The 17,097-nt window shown below is 40.6% G+C and carries 17 protein-coding genes; 10 read left to right on the top strand and 7 right to left on the bottom strand.

All coding sequences use genetic code 11. The annotated features are described in order from the left end of the window. The first annotated feature begins 194 nt into the window (after positions 1–194). Positions 195–383 carry a hypothetical protein gene (locus ACC612_RS07685; RefSeq protein WP_371853919.1) on the top strand — a complete coding sequence of 63 codons (189 nt, stop codon included), beginning with the start codon at positions 195–197 and terminating at the stop codon, positions 381–383. 40 nt (positions 384–423) lie between these two features. On the opposite strand, the gene ACC612_RS07680 is transcribed toward ACC612_RS07685, so the two are convergent. Next, positions 424–1,062, bottom strand: coding sequence for a hypothetical protein (locus ACC612_RS07680; protein WP_371853918.1), 639 nt, complete (start codon positions 1,060–1,062; stop codon positions 424–426). 142 nt (positions 1,063–1,204) lie between these two features. Next, the gene (locus tag ACC612_RS07675; RefSeq protein WP_371853917.1) at positions 1,205–2,632 is read right to left on the bottom strand and encodes a rhodanese-like domain-containing protein; all 1,428 of its coding nucleotides are present in this window, start codon (positions 2,630–2,632) and stop codon (positions 1,205–1,207) included. Between the two features lie 600 nt (positions 2,633–3,232). Between ACC612_RS07675 and ACC612_RS07670 the strand changes: the two genes are divergently transcribed. From ACC612_RS07670 to ACC612_RS07655, 4 genes are all read left to right on the top strand, one after another. Continuing rightward, positions 3,233–3,664: a metal-dependent transcriptional regulator gene (locus tag ACC612_RS07670; RefSeq protein WP_371853916.1), complete on the top strand. Its 432-nt coding sequence runs from the start codon at positions 3,233–3,235 to the stop codon at positions 3,662–3,664. A gap of 91 nt (positions 3,665–3,755) precedes the next feature. Beyond that, positions 3,756–4,655: a metal ABC transporter solute-binding protein, Zn/Mn family gene (locus ACC612_RS07665; RefSeq protein WP_371853915.1), complete on the top strand. Its 900-nt coding sequence runs from the start codon at positions 3,756–3,758 to the stop codon at positions 4,653–4,655. Then, positions 4,656–5,405, top strand: a complete 750-nt coding sequence (locus ACC612_RS07660) for a metal ABC transporter ATP-binding protein (RefSeq protein WP_371853914.1) — start codon at positions 4,656–4,658, stop codon at positions 5,403–5,405. Positions 5,406–5,417: 12 nt separating this feature from the next. Next, positions 5,418–6,233, top strand: a complete 816-nt coding sequence (locus ACC612_RS07655) for a metal ABC transporter permease (protein ID WP_371853913.1) — start codon at positions 5,418–5,420, stop codon at positions 6,231–6,233. Between the two features lie 37 nt (positions 6,234–6,270). Here the strand turns inward: ACC612_RS07655 and ACC612_RS07650 are convergent, their stop codons facing one another. The 3 genes from ACC612_RS07650 to ACC612_RS07640 form a co-directional block, all read right to left on the bottom strand. After that, complete coding sequence (locus ACC612_RS07650) at positions 6,271–6,594, bottom strand: multidrug efflux SMR transporter (protein WP_371853912.1); 324 nt, start codon at positions 6,592–6,594, stop codon at positions 6,271–6,273. A gap of 133 nt (positions 6,595–6,727) precedes the next feature. Continuing rightward, positions 6,728–7,387 carry a TfuA-related McrA-glycine thioamidation protein gene (locus ACC612_RS07645; RefSeq protein WP_371853911.1) on the bottom strand — a complete coding sequence of 220 codons (660 nt, stop codon included), beginning with the start codon at positions 7,385–7,387 and terminating at the stop codon, positions 6,728–6,730. After that, on the bottom strand, positions 7,387–8,664 hold the full coding sequence (locus ACC612_RS07640; protein WP_371853910.1) for a YcaO-related McrA-glycine thioamidation protein: 1,278 nt from the start codon (positions 8,662–8,664) through the stop codon (positions 7,387–7,389). The genes ACC612_RS07645 and ACC612_RS07640 overlap by 1 nt, the downstream gene beginning before the upstream one ends. Before the next feature lie 517 nt (positions 8,665–9,181). Between ACC612_RS07640 and ACC612_RS07635 the strand changes: the two genes are divergently transcribed. The 5 genes from ACC612_RS07635 to ACC612_RS07615 all read left to right on the top strand — a co-directional run bounded on the left by ACC612_RS07635 (position 9,182) and on the right by ACC612_RS07615 (position 14,770). Further along, positions 9,182–11,218: a cation:proton antiporter gene (locus tag ACC612_RS07635; RefSeq protein ID WP_371853909.1), complete on the top strand. Its 2,037-nt coding sequence runs from the start codon at positions 9,182–9,184 to the stop codon at positions 11,216–11,218. A gap of 371 nt (positions 11,219–11,589) precedes the next feature. Further along, entirely contained in the window at positions 11,590–11,757 is a 168-nt protein-coding gene (locus ACC612_RS07630; protein WP_371853908.1) for a hypothetical protein, read from the top strand. A gap of 40 nt (positions 11,758–11,797) precedes the next feature. Beyond that, positions 11,798–12,976 (top strand): cysteine desulfurase, encoded by a 1,179-nt coding sequence (locus tag ACC612_RS07625; RefSeq protein ID WP_371853907.1) that lies wholly within the window; start codon positions 11,798–11,800, stop codon positions 12,974–12,976. A gap of 51 nt (positions 12,977–13,027) precedes the next feature. Continuing rightward, entirely contained in the window at positions 13,028–13,555 is a 528-nt protein-coding gene (locus ACC612_RS07620; RefSeq protein ID WP_371853906.1) for an N-acetyltransferase family protein, read from the top strand. Between the two features lie 99 nt (positions 13,556–13,654). Further along, positions 13,655–14,770, top strand: a complete 1,116-nt coding sequence (locus ACC612_RS07615) for an ORC1-type DNA replication protein (RefSeq protein WP_371853905.1) — start codon at positions 13,655–13,657, stop codon at positions 14,768–14,770. Between the two features lie 72 nt (positions 14,771–14,842). Here the strand turns inward: ACC612_RS07615 and thsB are convergent, their stop codons facing one another. Beyond that, positions 14,843–16,495 (bottom strand): thermosome subunit beta, encoded by a 1,653-nt coding sequence (thsB, locus tag ACC612_RS07610; RefSeq protein ID WP_371853904.1) that lies wholly within the window; start codon positions 16,493–16,495, stop codon positions 14,843–14,845. Between the two features lie 188 nt (positions 16,496–16,683). Further along, entirely contained in the window at positions 16,684–16,857 is a 174-nt protein-coding gene (locus ACC612_RS07605; protein ID WP_371853903.1) for a DUF5350 domain-containing protein, read from the bottom strand. Between the last annotated feature and the right edge of the window lie 240 nt (positions 16,858–17,097).

Below are 17,097 nucleotides of genomic sequence, written 5' to 3'. Positions count from 1 at the left end.
TTAGAGTAAAATGAAAATTAACCCTGTTCTGTGATGTACATTTGAAGGGGGAATATGGATTGATACTAAGATAGAGAAAATAAGTTATATTAATCCTAGAAATGATTTCTATTTTCAAAGGCCCCTATATCCGTTATAATTATCCAAAACCTTTTAATGCAAAAAACGATAAAAGTTATAACGAAGGGATAGATATGGCCAGCACTCTTTACAGAAAAGCTGGTGGATCTCACCCACTGGCAAATACAACTCTTGATTATGCAGAGATTCTTATTGCACTTCTTATTTTGGTCCTCCTCATTTCTTCCATTGAGGAAATAATCGATTTTTTCAATCTGGTAAAAGCAATCCTTTGTCCCAATAGTTTTTCATATGGGCCGTAAAAAAGTAGTAAGGAATAAAATGAGAGAAGGAAATTGTTCCTTATCTCTTTTTCTCTAAGAATAAAAGTGCAACTAATGCAATGACAGAAGAAACCACTGCAAATCCAGGAGTAGAAGGTACGGGTACGGCACTCCTAGGTTCTTCTCCAAAATGAAGAGCTTCGATCGCATCAATATCCGATCCAGGTTCCCTGCCGGTGGTGATTGTTTCCTTGTCTTCGATCTTTACATATCTGGCCCAGCTTAGTTTAGAATCGGCAAGATCGAATTCATCAGTCCCCAGACCCTCACCAAGAGATTCCCAGGTCTGCATATCCTGGCTGACAAACACCTCATACTTTTCGGGAGTATCCTTGCCATAAAAAATTTGATCCTTTTCATATACTCTGAGGTCATCCCCTTCCTCATCAAGGATCAACTCGTTAGCTCCCATGTCAACTATTACATAACCTCCACCCAATGAAAGGGGCTCGATCTTATTCATGTCTACGACACCAATAATGTAATTATCGTAAGTATTGAAATTAGCCGTGCCTCCCAATTCCTTTTCTACAACAGAGTTAGCATAGGCGCGGCTATCAGTTCCTGCAGTTCTCCCATCTGCTGCAAGTGCAGTAAGGGAGAGAGAAAACATTAGGATCAACGATATAACCATATAGGATATTTTTCTTTTCAGCATGTGACCACCCATATTGAATTGTCACAATTGATACTTACCTATCTGTAGATAAAACTATCTCTGTCTTTGAGGAGCAATTACGCATCAAACCAGTATTTCATATACAGAATATTATTAACCGCATAATACCTGATCCACTATTCTACTGCATATTTGATTTTACAGGAAAAGATGCCCATGGCAAAGCACAAAGTGGACATTCCGGACCAAATCCGGCTGCTGCATAACCTCTCATTCCACCTGCTACGTTGAACAGTTTTTCAAAACTTTTTTGTTTTAAAAGGCTTGCACCCATGCTTGATCTCTGGCCACTTCCACAGATAAGTATTGTTTCTTTTGCCGGATCAAGTTCTACATATCTCTTTCTCAGATCAGCAACTGGAATATTCACGGCATTGTGCAGATGAAAATTATCATATTCACTTACTGATCTTACATCCACCAAGACAGTAACATTGCCTTGCATCACGCGTTGATGCAATTCATGAGAAGATAACTGAGGTACATGTCCTGTAGGCAAACCTGCCGTAACCCATGCATACATACCTCCAACCAAATATCCGTAAATTCTGTCGAGTCCAACTCTGCGCAACTGAATGGAAGCCTCAACTGCCTGTTCATACCCTTCTGAAACCAGAAGGATATCTTTTTCGGGAGGAAGCAACCATCCTGAAAAAGTCGGAAAATTGCTGTCAATATCAATGCTGTAAGCTCCTGGGATATGCTGTCCTCCGAATGCTTCAAAGTTGCGCACATCCAAGACAAAAGTACTAGTATCAGCTGCAAGTGAAGAAAATTCAAACGGCTCCAGCTCTTTTAAAGGTGGCAGATCTATAATCTTCAAGGGTCCCTGCTTGTTTATAAAAGTGCATCTGCCAAAATGATCAGGAGCACCAGGCATACCATGTGTAAGAGAATCTATGAACTTCTTGCGATCATTGAGATTCAATGCATAGTTGAATTTCTTTTCATATCCTATAGTACTTGTCCTCTTTGCTGCCATTGCTCGGCCACACAGAGAACCTGCACCATGGGCAGGATATATTTCACAAGTATCAGGCAGTTCCATTATCTTATTGTGCAGACTGTCGTAAAGCTTAGAAGCAAGTTCCTCCGCCCTTCCCGGAAACAGATCAGGACGTCCCACATCTCCCACAAATAGGGTGTCTCCACAGAACAAGGCTACAGGCTCTTTTCCTCTTGACATATCTGTTATCACATAGGAAATGTGTTCAGGAGTGTGTCCTGGAGTTTCAAGTACTTTTATGATCATGTCTTCTAACTCAAAGGAATCGCCTTCTGACAAAGGCACATAATCAAAATCATAATTTGCAGACCTGGGGCCATATATAGTGGCTCCGGTTTTCTGTGCAAGGTCCATATGCCCGGATATAAAATCGGCATGCAGATGAGTTTCAAGGATATGAGTGATTCTCGTACCCATCTCTCTGGCAACCTCAATGTAAATATCAGCATCCCTGCGTGGATCTATTATAGCACATGTTTTGTCCCCTCCCAGGAAATAGGAACTGTGTGCTATCTTTTTCGTAAAGAACTGCTGTATTATCATGAATTTCACTCCCAATTTGTATATTGGTTATAGATACAAATAAATGATTCACATGATTAGTTATGAATACTCGGCCCATGAGTTTATTCATGAATAAGGACAAGCAGAGACAAGTTATTTGTAACTAGTCTAAAATAACATTCAATTTTGGAGTATACTCCAAAAACTTTATATTTCTCACCAGAGTAAAACCATTTGCATTTCATGTACAGGGGAACACACACCTACTAAGCATTCATTAAAAATTGTTGAGCAAAGAACACCAAAAATCATCTGGCGGTCTATATACCCCCATTTGTACATGAAAAGGCACGGATTGAGATAAGTGAAGAAAAAACAGTTTTCTTTCACTTACCCTCTATCTCCATATACAGGAAATGATCTGGAAAAAGCTAAATTTTAACTTAACCCAACTTATTTGGAGTAATAGAAAGATGCATTTTATAATCATGTTCTAGTCCAGGCTTTGCCACACACTTAAACTCAATCTACCTAAAAGAGTCCTTCCCATTAGACCTGTTTAGAAAAAGAACCAAAGAATAGACTCTATTTTGGGACCATATCAAAAAAGTTAAATAATCCCTATTCCTACAAGGATTCATGGAATCCTTTACAGGACTGGAAGTATCCCCAAAGAAGGTTGAGTACCTAAAGTTCCTTCTTAAAAAGGATGAAACAGTACGTACAACTGACATATCATCCGAACTCAATGTAGATCCATCCACAACAACAAAGACCCTGGCAGACCTTGCATCCCAGGGATATGTGGACCATGTTCCTTACAGAGGAGTAAAGTTGACAGAAAAAGGTAAAGAATATGCACAATTCCTGGTCCACAGACATAACATCTTAAGCCTTCTTCTGACACATTACGGACTTTCTGCCGAAGAATCCTGCCATGAAGTCTCCAGATTCGAGGCTTATGTTTCCAAAGCTGCCATTGAAAAGATATGTGCTTCAATGGGACATCCAACAGTAAGTGTCTGCGGAAAGATACCACACGGATCATGTAAGATAGGAGAGCATTCCTAATCCTGTATAATTTTTTTACCATAGTAAGTTGGTATTAGCCCAAATTTTTTGAGTAGATAGAACATTAGTGAAAAGAAACAAAAGGTGGAGTATGAATAAACTAATAAAACCATTAGCAATCTTCGCAATATGCGCTGTATTGTTGTTTAGCGGATGTACTGAAAAAGTGCAGGAAAATTCTACGCAAGCAGAATCTTCCAGTGACAAACTGGTAGTTGCAGTAAGCATCCTTCCACAGGCAGAATTTGTGGAACAGATAGGAGGAGAGAAAGTCAAAACAGTAGTGATGGTACCCCCTGGTTCTGACCCACATTCTTATGAACCTACACCAGGCCAACTCAAAAACCTGAGTAATGCTCAAATGTACGTAAAGGTTGGATCAGGGCTTTCTTTCGAAACAGTATGGATGGACAAATTAATTTCAATTAATTCAAAAATGTTAGTCGTTAATTCTTCTGCAGGCATTACACAAGTAATGATTGAAGATGATCCAGATGGAGATACTGGTGCAGACCCTCATGTATGGACTTCACCTCTGAATGCAAAAATAATGGTGAAAAACATATATGACGGACTTGTATCCATCGACCCTGATAATGAAACAGTATACAAACAAAATTATGACAGCTATATTGCTAAGCTGGACGAAGCAGATACAAAACTGAAAACTGCACTTGCAGGAAAAGAAGGAACTAGTTTTATGGTATACCATCCGGCATGGGCATATTTTGCAAAGGACTATGGCCTGCATGAAATTGCTGTAGAAGTAGGAGGCAAAGAACCAAGTCCACAGGACATGCAAAAACTCATAGATGAAGCTAAAGAAAAAGGAATTAAAGTAATCTTTGTGCAAAGTGGATTTAGTACAGCAAGCGCAAAGACAATTGCAGACCAAATAGGTGGAGAGGTTGTAGAAGTAGATCCACTTGCAAAGGGTTATATAGATAACTTGGATAGGGTTTCTAGTGCATTTGCAAAAGGACTGGCATAAATGACAGAGGTCATAGAACTTCAAAATGTATGGGTGAACTATGGAAATGTTACAGTACTTGAGGATGTAAGCCTCAAAGTACACGAAAAGGATTTCTTGGGCATCATTGGACCTAACGGAGGAGGAAAAAGTACACTATTGAAAGTAATCCTTGGCCTCATAACCCCTGAAAAAGGGGTTGTGAAGCTTCTGGGAGATAAACCAGAAAAGACGCGTAAGTATGTGGGATATGTTCCCCAATATGCGTCATTAAATCTTACTTTCCCCATTAGCGTATGGGAAGTCGTACTGATGGGACGTATGAACAATGTAGCCCCCTTTAGAAAATACGGTGAAAAAGACAATCAAGCTGCCTATGAAGCTTTGAAGAAGGTAAAAATGCTTGAATACAAAGATAGGCAGATTAGTGAATTATCCGGCGGGCAACGCCAAAGAGTATTCATCGCGAGGTCGCTTGTCACGGATCCAAAACTCCTGATACTTGATGAACCCGCAACAGGCGTAGATTCAGTGATGCAAAAAGAGTTTTATGAACTATTGCAGGAACTAAAACAGCATATAGCAATTGTTATGGTCTCTCACGATATCAGCGCTATTTCTATTTATGTTGATAAAGTCGCATGCTTGAACAGAAAATTACACTATCATAACTCCAAAGAGTTAAGCCCAGAGGATCTTGAAGCAGCTTATGTATGTCCCGTGGAAATGCTTGCACATGGAATGCCACACAGAGTGCTTAAAATCCATTGAGGTAACAAAAATATGATAGAGATCCTTCAGTACGACTTTATGAGGAATGCCCTTCTCACTGCAATACTCGCAAGTATAGCCTGTGGAATCATAGGTGTGTATGTAGTTGTGAAAAAAATAGCATCTATTAGCGGAGGTATCACTCATGCTTCATTCGGTGGCATTGGCCTTGGATATTTCCTCGGAATAAACCCCCTATATGGCCTCATACCTTTCAGCTTACTGTCCGCCTTAGTGATGGGACTTGTGAGCAAACGTTCAAAGGTATCCGAAGATACAGCTACCAGCATATTATGGTCATTGGGAATGGCACTTGGAATAATATTCATTAACATGACACCAGGTTATGCTCCAGATCTGATGACCTATCTTTTTGGAAACATACTCACGGTTTCTACATCTGACTTGTACGTGATGCTTATTCTTGATGCACTTATAATGATAATCGTATATGCTTTCTACAAAGAATTCATGGCTATGTGTTTCGATGAAGAATTTGCATCTGTGATGGGGGTTGCTGTTGAACGCATGTATTTGCTACTTTTATGCCTCATAGCCCTTACTATTGTGCTGCTCATAAAAGTAGTAGGAATAATCCTAATCATTGCCTTGCTTACAATGCCAGCTAGTCTGAGCGCACATTACACACATAACCTGCGTAATATGATGTACCTGTCTATCTTCTTTGGGGCGTTATTCAGTATAATGGGACTAATTCTTTCCTATACCCTGGACATACCATCAGGTGCCACGATCATCCTTGTGATGTCAGTAGTATATATCATCCATTTCATGTATGACGGCATTACAAAAAAGGTTCATGCTTAATAGGATATGCAGCATTAAAGTTAATATCCTAAAATAATTAATGGAGGTTGGTGCTTAAATGCAGTCCGACCACTCCTATTATGATCAGTGCAAGGGACATTATTCTTATGAGGGACATTGGTTCGTTAAAACCTATGAACCCAATAAGTGAGATCAATGCAACCCCAAGTCCTGCCCATATAGCATAGGCAACACTTACATCGATCTTTTTCAGGGCGATGGTAAACGATACAAAACTGATACCATAGAACACAAATATCAATATCCATGGCAATGTTCTTGTAAACCCCTCAGACAGTTTCATACATGTGGTCCCGCATATCTCGAACAGTATTGCAGCTGCAAGGTATAGATAGCTCATACTTCTCTATTATGTTGTAAACTTTAAAGCCGTTATTCGTATAGTCCGGCTCTTATTGAGACACTAAATGCAATAAATAGTTTTTAAGAAAAATAGCTACATGCCATGTCAGAGAAGAACTAAAAATAGATACTTAAAAATTAGCTATCTCTTTTATCTTATTCAATACCATGATCGCATCTTCTTTTTTAACATCTGTCTCTTGATTGCGACAATAATCCAACAGCTTCGTCCCCACATCTTCGGAAAATAACCCGGCTTTTATTCCATTCCGTACAGTGCCGAGGTAGCTCCTTTGCCCATATTGAGTCTTCTTGGCTATATTAATAAGCTCCTGACAAACAACCGATGTAATAATGCCTTTCCCACATGCAGCTTTTAAAGTCTCGCGTATGTTTACCATAGGAGCAGACACCGGCTCAAAAGTATCAGGATTTGTAGCAACTCCAACCTCATCATCGTCCTCGATTACACCGTCCCTGTACCATTCATAGACCCTTCCCACCCCAATCATTCCATGCACATCAAGTTCAGATGCTCTGAGAGCTCCCATACTGCCACCTCCGACAACTTTAACCCCTGATTCAAGAGCCCTGAGGATCTCCTTATGGGCAACAGCTGCCCTATTAAAGAATATACCATCTATTATACCGATGATATTGTACCCTTGCCTGAGTACCTCATCTATATTTCCTCTGAAAATTGGTGGCATGTATGTGGCATCCAGCAGAGTCCTTGCCTCACTATGACTTATGCTGGTGCCTGTGAATACCACGATCTTTTTATCATTCATCAACGAACCATTCTCCGCTTCCAGGGTCTCTCCTCAGCAGGTAGTTTTTTGCGAGGAGAATTTTTTATCCTACTGCCCATGCGTTCACGGTCAATCGTGTACAACTCAAAGGTTGGCACGATAACTCTTACTACTGGTACACCTATACTTTCTCGAGATAAATCAACAACTACTGCACGTTCAGCTACATTACCTATCTTTTCAAGCAATAAGGAAATGTTAGAGGAAGGACGATCAGTAGACAGATCTTTAATATCAGAAAGATTTACTTTTTCACCTTCTTCGTACCAGTACCTGTTCATGCGTTTGATACGATCGTAGCCGATATCTCTTACGACTTTTTCCCTTTCTGTATCTTCTCTTGCACCATGGATCTGCACTACTCTTGACTGAGCAGCCTCTGTAATAGCTCTCCTCACGGCTATGGAAGGATCAAGATGTGAACCAGCACCCATTACAAGCAGTGCTGGATCTTTTAGCTGCACGTCGTCCATTGCAGCAACAACTGTAGGAACACCGGTATCATGGAACAATAACCATAATTTGATATCAATACCTTTTTCTTTGCACATCTGCATGAGTCTGAAGTTCTCTCCATCATCTTCCGTAAGTACGATCTCCTTTCCAGGGAAACGATTAAACTCTGCACCACTGAGAGCATCTCTTTCCAGAACTTCCAGCAGCCCATGAAAAACAGCTTCTTCAATAGTATTACCAGCAGCCAGACCATTAGTGTTGGTACGGAAAAGCTTCACAGACATTCCAGGTGCATCATATGGATGATATACAGAATTAGTTGGCACTAAAACTTCTTCTTTTTTCAGCAGGTCCCACCCGGTTGTCCATTCGATGCGGGAAGAAGGCATTAGTTGTTCAGGGAGCAGAAGTGAATGAGGATCTATGACATTATGACTCCCACTTGCAATTTCCGGAGTCTCGATTAACTCGTGAGAAGCAATCCCTTCTTTTACGTTTTTATTAACACCGCTGCGTTCTGCAAGGCAGCGCTCAAAGCTTTCCATGATTGCAGATAGACGCGCTTGAGTCTCGTTCGATCCCTTTCCAGAATATACAGAGATAGCACCTTCCGCTGCACTGGGCCTTATACTGGAAAATACAGGTATACCAATTCTATCAAGGTCTGTGATATTAGCAATACGGGTAACTCCAATATATTTAAGCAGTGGCTGAACTCTTTGAAGAGTTTCCTCTTCTGTGAAAACACGCTGAGTTCCCTCAATATAAGTAAGTGATTTGTCTATGATGATCTCGGGCATTATAGCGAAACTCTCCTGCATGCATTATATGCTTTACGACGCCAACGTTGCGATTCTCACATAAAGCACTCCGAGACAATCATATTCTTTTGGAAGTCATCAAACATAGGCTCTTGCGTACCTAACTTCTGGATATTGCAACACCCAGAGAATTACACGTAACAATTTACAGCTACTGAAACATAAATAACGCTGAAACAAGAGATAATTTGGCTAAAATGGCACTTCAAAGAGACTACAATTACATACAATGCATATAAAGTAACTATATTTTGTACCATTCTGGACATAGTAATATTATAAAATCACATAAGCTGATGTTACCATTGCTCAATGATGCGTTGTTCCAATAAAAATAACAAAAGAGTTTTTCAGTAACATACGCCTGAGAACTACCAGAATATCAAATTTCGCTCAACAATAGATGAATATATTTAGTAAAAAGTGCCATCATTAAATTAATTTAAGATATAGCATCTTCAGATAAAGCAGTTGAGCAGATACAACGAGAGTAAATATGTTTTCTGGAATCCCCATACATGAACCAGTACTGATATTCGCACTGGCCATGCTGGTGTTCCTCATAGCACCCCTTCTGTTTAAATCATTTAGACTCCCAGGGATGATAGGAATAATCCTTACTGGGGCTCTTATTGGTCCCAATGCATTGCATATATTGGATCGCAGTGAAACGATTATACTTCTAGAAGAGATAGGTATTGTTTACCTGATGTTTGTAACAGGTCTGGAAGTCAACATAAACAAGTTCATCGAAAAAATTGATCGAAGTCTTATCTTTGGGATGCTTTCATTTCTAATACCGCAGGTTGCAGGCACTGCCATAGGATACTACATATTAAATCTCTCTTTCCCTGAAGCTCTGCTTTTTGCTGCAGTTGTTGCCTCGCAAACCTTGCTTGCATATCCAGTTATAAAGAGACTTGGTATAGTTAACAACGAAGCTATCACAGCGACTATTGGTGGCACAATGCTTGCTGAAACGCTAGCTTTAATGGTCCTTGCAATTGTGCTATCATCTCTTGAAGGGAGCCTTAGTAATTTATTTTGGATTAACCTAGGCCTAGGCTTAATAGTATTATTTATAGGATCATGGTTTACCGTACCCCGTATTGCCAGATGGTTCTTTAGTAATCTTACGGACGAGAGTTACTTTGAATTCCTTTTTGTATTAGCTGTAGTTTTTATTGTAGCATATCTTGCAAAGATAGCAGGTTTTGAACCCATCATTGGAGCATTTCTTGCCGGTCTTTTGCTTAATAGACTAATCCCAAACAACAGCCCTCTTATGAATAGAATAGAATTTGTAGGAAATGCTCTATTCATACCTTTCTTCCTTCTTTCAGTTGGTATGCTGACAAATATCCATTCATTCTTTGGAGGTGGAAAACACTTCATACTGGCACTCTGGATGATATTCATTATGTTCGCTGCAAAGCTTGGAGCTGCATGGGTTACGGGCCTTGTTTACAAATACGGAAAGAATCAGATAATGAGCATGTTCGGGTTGTCGATAGGCCATGCTGCAGCAGCCCTTGCAATTGTATTAATTGCCTTTGATGCAGGTCTTTTTGATGAAGATATGGTAAATGCTGTAGTTATGATGATACTTGTTGTAGGAATAATAAGTCCCCAGATTGTTGAAAAGTATGGTAGTAGAGTTGCTTTTGAAGACAAATCAACATATAATCCTTCAAAAGAATATCTTCGTATTATTATTCCATTTTCAACAGAATCAACGTATAAGCAGCCCTTAATGGACCTAGCTCTTATGATCAGAGATAGGAAGTCTGATGAGCCTTTGCATGTGCTTTCCGTAGTAAAGTACAATGATTCGAACTCAGAAAAAAATGTAATTGAAGCGGAGAAGATGCTTCAAGAGACTATTAACTATGCCGCATGCGCTGAAGTTCCTGTCAAAACCCATGTACGGATTGATTACAATATAGCCTATGGAATCATGAAAGCAGTCATTGAAAACCGAATATCAACAATTGTTATTGGTTGGGATGGCGTGCATTCTCCAAAGGAAAGTGCAATTGGGTCAATCACTGACCAATTATTGCGTGGAACGGAAAAACTTGTGCTTGTTTCAATGATAAAAGAGCCTCTATGCAACACAAAGAATATCACCATTATAATACCTAATGGCATTGACCACAATGTAGGATTATACCATGTTGTTGACATAATAAAAAGGATCTCAGAAGGTACATCAGCGCCTGTAAAAGTCCTAGTAATAAAGGATAACCTGACAACCTATAAGGAAATATTCAAAAAACTAAGTCCAGATATTCCAATCAGCTTTGAATTTCTAGAGGGATGGAAACTTCTTAGCGATATGTTGCGTGCAAAAGGCGACTCCCCTAACGAACTAATAATATCCATCAGCACACGAAGAAACACTCCTGGATGGCACCCCATGTTGCATGTACTTCCAAGACTAATTACCTCTTTCTTTAAAGGTAACTTAATAATAGCATACTCTTCAACAGAAGAAAAATCAGATTACCTAAAAATAATTGATGCCGAATAATATGCAGCTTTAAAAAGTCCATGATGACTAAAAGCTTTTCATTATCTTTTAAGACTTATCATTAAAAGGTAATCCATCAAGTCTCATAGCAATGTATTTAGAGAATGTTTTGGGCCAGATAAAATGGCTTCCTCTCTAAAAAATATGACACCATTATTTTGTTTCTTCGATAAAGATATTTCTTTTTCTATTGTATATAATAAATACATAATGTGATAGAACAATGACCTATTGCATACAGATGTGAGTATTGTAGCGTAGGATATTTATATAATAAAAGCTAAATAGAATGTTCAGCAAGCCAAACTTGGATAAATATGTTTACTATGTAAATAATAATATCTGGAGGCTTTTCCTGTCTAAAACGAGAGATGAGGTGTAATATGAATAGAAAAATAGAAGCGAAAAGTAGGGAAACAGACTCCCGCCATTCATCCACTAGTTGTTATACAGTGGTAGGTGGAGTCGTCAGAGGCAGGCTTGACCCAGAAGATGTAGACTTGTACCGTTTTATGGTCGGCGGTCTTCAGGCGAAATAGCCTGCAAAACTATTTTTTATAAGCTGGCATATTAGGTCGCATGTACGACCTGCCAGCAATAAGAAAAGATTTCCCTCTTCTTGAGGAGTTTATATATCTAGATAATGCTGCAACTACACAGACACCTGTGCCTGCAGTAAAAGCGATGGAAGAATATTTTTTTAAATACGCGGCTAACCATGGCAGGGGAGCCCACCGACTTGCAAGGATGACAACTGATAAGTATGAAGATGCCAGAGAAACAGTTGCATCATTCCTTAATGCTGATGTCGCAGGAACTGTTTTTACCCGCAATGCCACCGAAAGTATCAACATGGTTGCTTATGGCTTAAAGTGGCAACCTAAAGACCACGTAATAGTTTCAATTGTGGAACATCATTCTAACCTCCTACCCTGGTTGAGACTGCGGGATCAGGGAATAGAGGTAACAGTCGTACACGCTGACAAGGAAGGTGTTGTTGACCCTAAACAAATTGAATCATCCATTACAGATAAGACACGGCTGATAGCTGTGAACCATGTGACAAATACATTCGGCTCAATACATGACATAAGAGCAATAACGAAGATAGGCCATAAAAATAGTTGCCAGGTACTCATAGATGCATCTCAGTCTGCAGGGCATATGCCGCTGGACATGAAAAATGTCGGAGCCGATTTTCTGGTAACTCCTGGGCATAAAGGTCTACTGGGGCCGCAAGGTACGGGTATCCTTTGCCTCAGAGACACAGAATCTATAACTCCTATGTACGTTGGTGGAGGGATGGTAAATTCTGTATCAATAGACAGTTACCAAGTAGAAGCAAGTCCAGCACGCTTTGAGGCGGGAACGCCAAATATCCCCGGAGTTATTGGTCTTGGAAGGGCTGTGGAATATGCGAGGGATGCGGGCATCGAGAATATAGAGAAGCATGAAACAACACTGGCAAAGAAAACTGCTTCACTGCTTGCTGATATACCGCAGGTCCAAGTTTATGGCCCTGAGAACAGAGCAGGAGTTGTATCATTTAACGTGGAAGGAATGAATTCCCATGATGTAGCCATTATTCTGGACCAAACACGTAAGATATGTGTGCGTAGTGGTTACCACTGTGCAATGCCAGCATTACAGAATGCTGGTCTTAAAGGTACAGTACGTGCATCTTTTGCTTTGTATAATACACTGGAAGAAGTAGAAGCACTTGCAGAAGCTGTTTCAAATATTGCTGCACTTGTTTAGCTGAAGAAGTGAAATCAAGAATATACAAAAGTAAGTTTCAATGGTGATTCATTGGAAGAAATCTTAATCCGGAATGCTACAATAAACGATATCGAAAACATTATGGATATCGAACACGAATCATTTTATGAGACCGTGCATGAGGACAGGTCCGTATTCCTAAATCGAATCTCTATTTTTCCGGATGGATTTTTAGTATTAGAAGTAGAGGGAAACGTTTGTGGGTACATATCCTCAGAAATATGGAACTACTCGCAAGAGATACGAGAAGATATGTTCGATCTGAATCACAGTATCAGCAAGGTCCATACCACCACAGGCTCAGAGCTTTATATATCTTCTATTGGCATTCTTAAAAAGTATCGCACAAAGGGATATGGCAAATTATTGTTTTCAGAGCTGTCCAGAAAGATCATTGAAAAATACAATATCTCAAGTATGATCCTTATAGTTTCAGTGGAGTGGACAGCTGCAAAAAAGATCTATATGAACAATGGTTTTGAAGAAAAATATCTTATATATGGGTTCTTTGATGATGAGACAAATTCAAATGCTATTGTGATGAGGAAATACCTTTGATACCAAAAAGTGTTTTTCGGCAGTATTATTCAAGTGCTAACTGAAACAAGAATTTATATTAATATAGTGTAATTTACTTCATGAAAAGGAGGCATTTGATTGAGCAAGGACATGTTAATGTGGGATGAAACAATATTCAGGAATCCCGAAATACTTGAACTTGACCATGTTCCGGAATATTTTGCTCACAGAGATAGCCAGCTGCAATCACTAAAATTTGCCTTAAAACCCACAGCCAGAGGCATGCGCCCTCTTAACTGCCTGATAAGTGGGCCCCCTGGCACTGGAAAGACAACTGCTGTTAAAAAAGTCTTTAGTGAACTACAGGAACACGTAAAAAATGTAGTCTTTGTGAAGGTCAACTGCCAGATAGACTCTACTCGTTTTGCCGTTATGGCGAAGATATATGAAAACCTGCTGAAGGTTTCTCCTCCATCTTCCGGCGTATCTTTTGGGAAGGTTTTTCAGAAAGTTGTAAACCATCTGATAACTTCTGACAAAATACTCGTGGTTGCCCTTGACGATATTAATTACCTTTTTCATGAAGGACATGCTGACGAGGTGATGTACTCTCTTTTAAGAGCGCATGAACAATACCCTGGTGCACGTATTGGTGTTATAGCAATCGTAAGTGATACCGGTACCATGTACAAGTTTGATCCCAGGGTAGGGTCAGTGTTTTTGCCAGAAGAGATCGCTTTTCCGAGATATGAATACAAAGAGATACAGGATATAATCAATAGTAGAGTGTTTCATGCTTTTTTTCCACATGTTGTACCTACAGAAGTGCAGGAAAAGATAGTAGAATACACAGACCTTACAGGTGACCTGCGAATAGGGATAGATCTACTAAAGAGGGCTGGACTGAACGCAGAAAGAAAAGCAAGCAGGACCATTTCTATCGAAGATGTGGAAAAAGCATACGAAGCCTCCCGACTTTTGCATCTATGTAGAGGAATAAGTACCCTCAATGACCATGAAAAAGCATTGTTACGCCTGATAGCCCAAGGTAAGGACCCGCAGACAGGGGAACTCTACAAGGAATTCCATGAAACAACGCAACTTGGATATACTCGTTTCTATGAGTTAGTTGAGAAACTCAATAGTTTACAATATATAGATGCGGATTTTTCTGGAAAAGGAATGCGTGGAAGGACACGTTTTATAAAGACAAGATACAATTCAGCAGATATACTTCACTGCCTTGAAAAATAAGCTATTTTTAATTTGAGACAAAAAAAGAAGTTTAAGCGCAGAATGTCTGCGCTTTGTTTTAATGAGATATGTTTATTCCATACCCATGCCGCCCATTCCTGGTGGCATATTGGGGACCATGCCTTCTGCAGATGGACCTGCTGGTGCACGGGTTGAAGCGATGATGTCATCGATCCTGAGGATCATTACAGCAGACTCTGAAGCTGCATTGATTGCCTGGGTCTTGACCCTGAGAGGCTCCACAACGCCAGCCTGCCACATGTCAATGATCTCGCCGGTGTACACATTAAGACCTGCAGTCTTTGATCCCTTCTCGTGGTGAGCACGCAGCTCCATGAGCTTGTCTATTGGGTCAAGTCCTGCGTTCTCTGCAAGTGTCCTTGGGATGATCTCAAGTGCCTCAGAGAATGCCTTAACTGCAAGCTGCTCCCTGCCGCTGAGGGTTGCTGCATACTCGTAAAGTCTCAGTGCGAGCTCAACTTCTGGTGAACCGCCGCCTGCTACCAGCTTCTCATCTTCGATGGCAACTCCGACCACTCTGAGTGCGTCGTGCAGTGCTCTCTCGATGTTGTCAATGACATGCTCGGTACCGCCGCGCAGCAGAATTGAGACTGCCTTGGGGTTGTCGCAGCCTGTGATAAAGGTCATTTCGTCGCCGCCGACCTTCTTCTCCTCGACCAGTTCGGCTTTACCCAGGTCTGCAGCTGTGATCTCGTCAATGTTGGTGATGAGCCTGCCGCCTGTTGCCCTTGCCAGCTTCTGCATGTCGCTCTTCTTGACACGCCTTACTGCAAATACACCGCTCTTGGCCAGGAAGTGCTGGGCCATGTCATCAATACCCTTCTGACAGAATACGACATTTGCACCGCTTGCAACGACCTTGTCTACGATGCTCCTGATCATCTTCTCTTCCTGGTCAAGGAAGGACTGTAACTGCTCAGGGGATGTGATAGAGATCTCTGCGTCAACTTCGGTTTCCTTGAGTTCGATAGCGGTGTTGATGAGAGCTATCTTTGCATTTGCAACCTTCTTTGGCATGTTGCTGTGTACACGCTCTTTGTCGATGATCATACCAGTGATGAGCTCAGATTCCTCGATACGTGCTCCTACCTTCTTCTCAACACTGATGTTGTCCATCTCTACCTTGTTCTGGCCATCGATATCAACAATGCTCTTAATAGCGGATACTGCTATTCTGGAAAGCACATCCTTGGATGCTTCTGCGCCTTTACCGGTCATTGCCGTGCCTGCGATGTTCAGGAGAATGTCTTCATCATTGATGGTGACTTTCTTTGCAAGGGTTTGAAGAATATCCTCAGCCTTTTCTGAAGCAAGCCTGTATCCGGAAGCGATAATTGTTGGGTGAACGTCCTGCTCGATAAGCTCTTCTGCCTTCTTCAGCAACTCACCAGCGATAACTGCTGCAGTGGTGGTACCGTCGCCCACTTCATCATCCTGGGTCTTGGAGACCTCGACGATCATTTTTGCAGCTGGGTGCTCAATGTCCATTTCTTTCAGAATGGTTGCACCGTCGTTGGTGATTACAACATCCCCCAGGCTGTCCACAAGCATCTTATCCATGCCTTTTGGTCCAAGGGTAGTTCTTACTGCTTCTGCAACTGCCTTTGCGGCCATAATGTTGTTGCTCTGAGCTTCTCTGCCTTTTGTTCTCTGGCTTCCTTCTCTTAAAATGAAAATCGGCTGTCCAGCCATCTGTCCTGCCATTTCTTTTATCCTCCTTTAATAGTGTAATAAGAGATTAGATCTATCAGACGTTTTTTAATGATTGTGGTTCTATATAATCGTTACGCATGATTAGAACCATACACACGTTTAAACAAAAAGTAGAATATAGCAGAGTGATATCGAAAAACCTCATTTGCACCCTGCATTAAAAAGAAGAAAAAAGATCTTCACTTAACTATAGCTTTGGGGGAGCGCCTGATGAATCTCCTCTTTGCACCGGATGCCATGTACCTTTGTGCAGGCCCGGGGTGCGCCTTAGCTTCTTTTGCTTTCTCTACCTTAATGGTCTTACCTTTTCTTCCTTTGACCTTTGCCCATTCGATGCTACCTGTTTTACCCATTATGAATCCTCATATAGTATTTAAATGTCGATAATGTAATCATAAGTAAGTTTAGCATTAGAGGTGATGCTCATAATTAAACTTTACGGGAATATTGCTCTTTTTTGCCTATCGAGAATCTCAAATTAGGATTTTGATTTAAAAACCTATTCCTTTTTTCTTTGATACTGCTATTCTCTTTTTTTTGGGGGGGGCGGTAGCTATAAATAGCATAAATTTTGCTCCTCCATGGATAAAAAA

Source organism: Methanomethylovorans sp., from assembly GCF_041447285.1.
Classification (GTDB): domain Archaea; phylum Halobacteriota; class Methanosarcinia; order Methanosarcinales; family Methanosarcinaceae; genus Methanomethylovorans.
The sequence above is the reverse complement of the archived record's forward strand: the minus strand, read 5'-3'. Positions and strand labels throughout refer to the sequence as shown.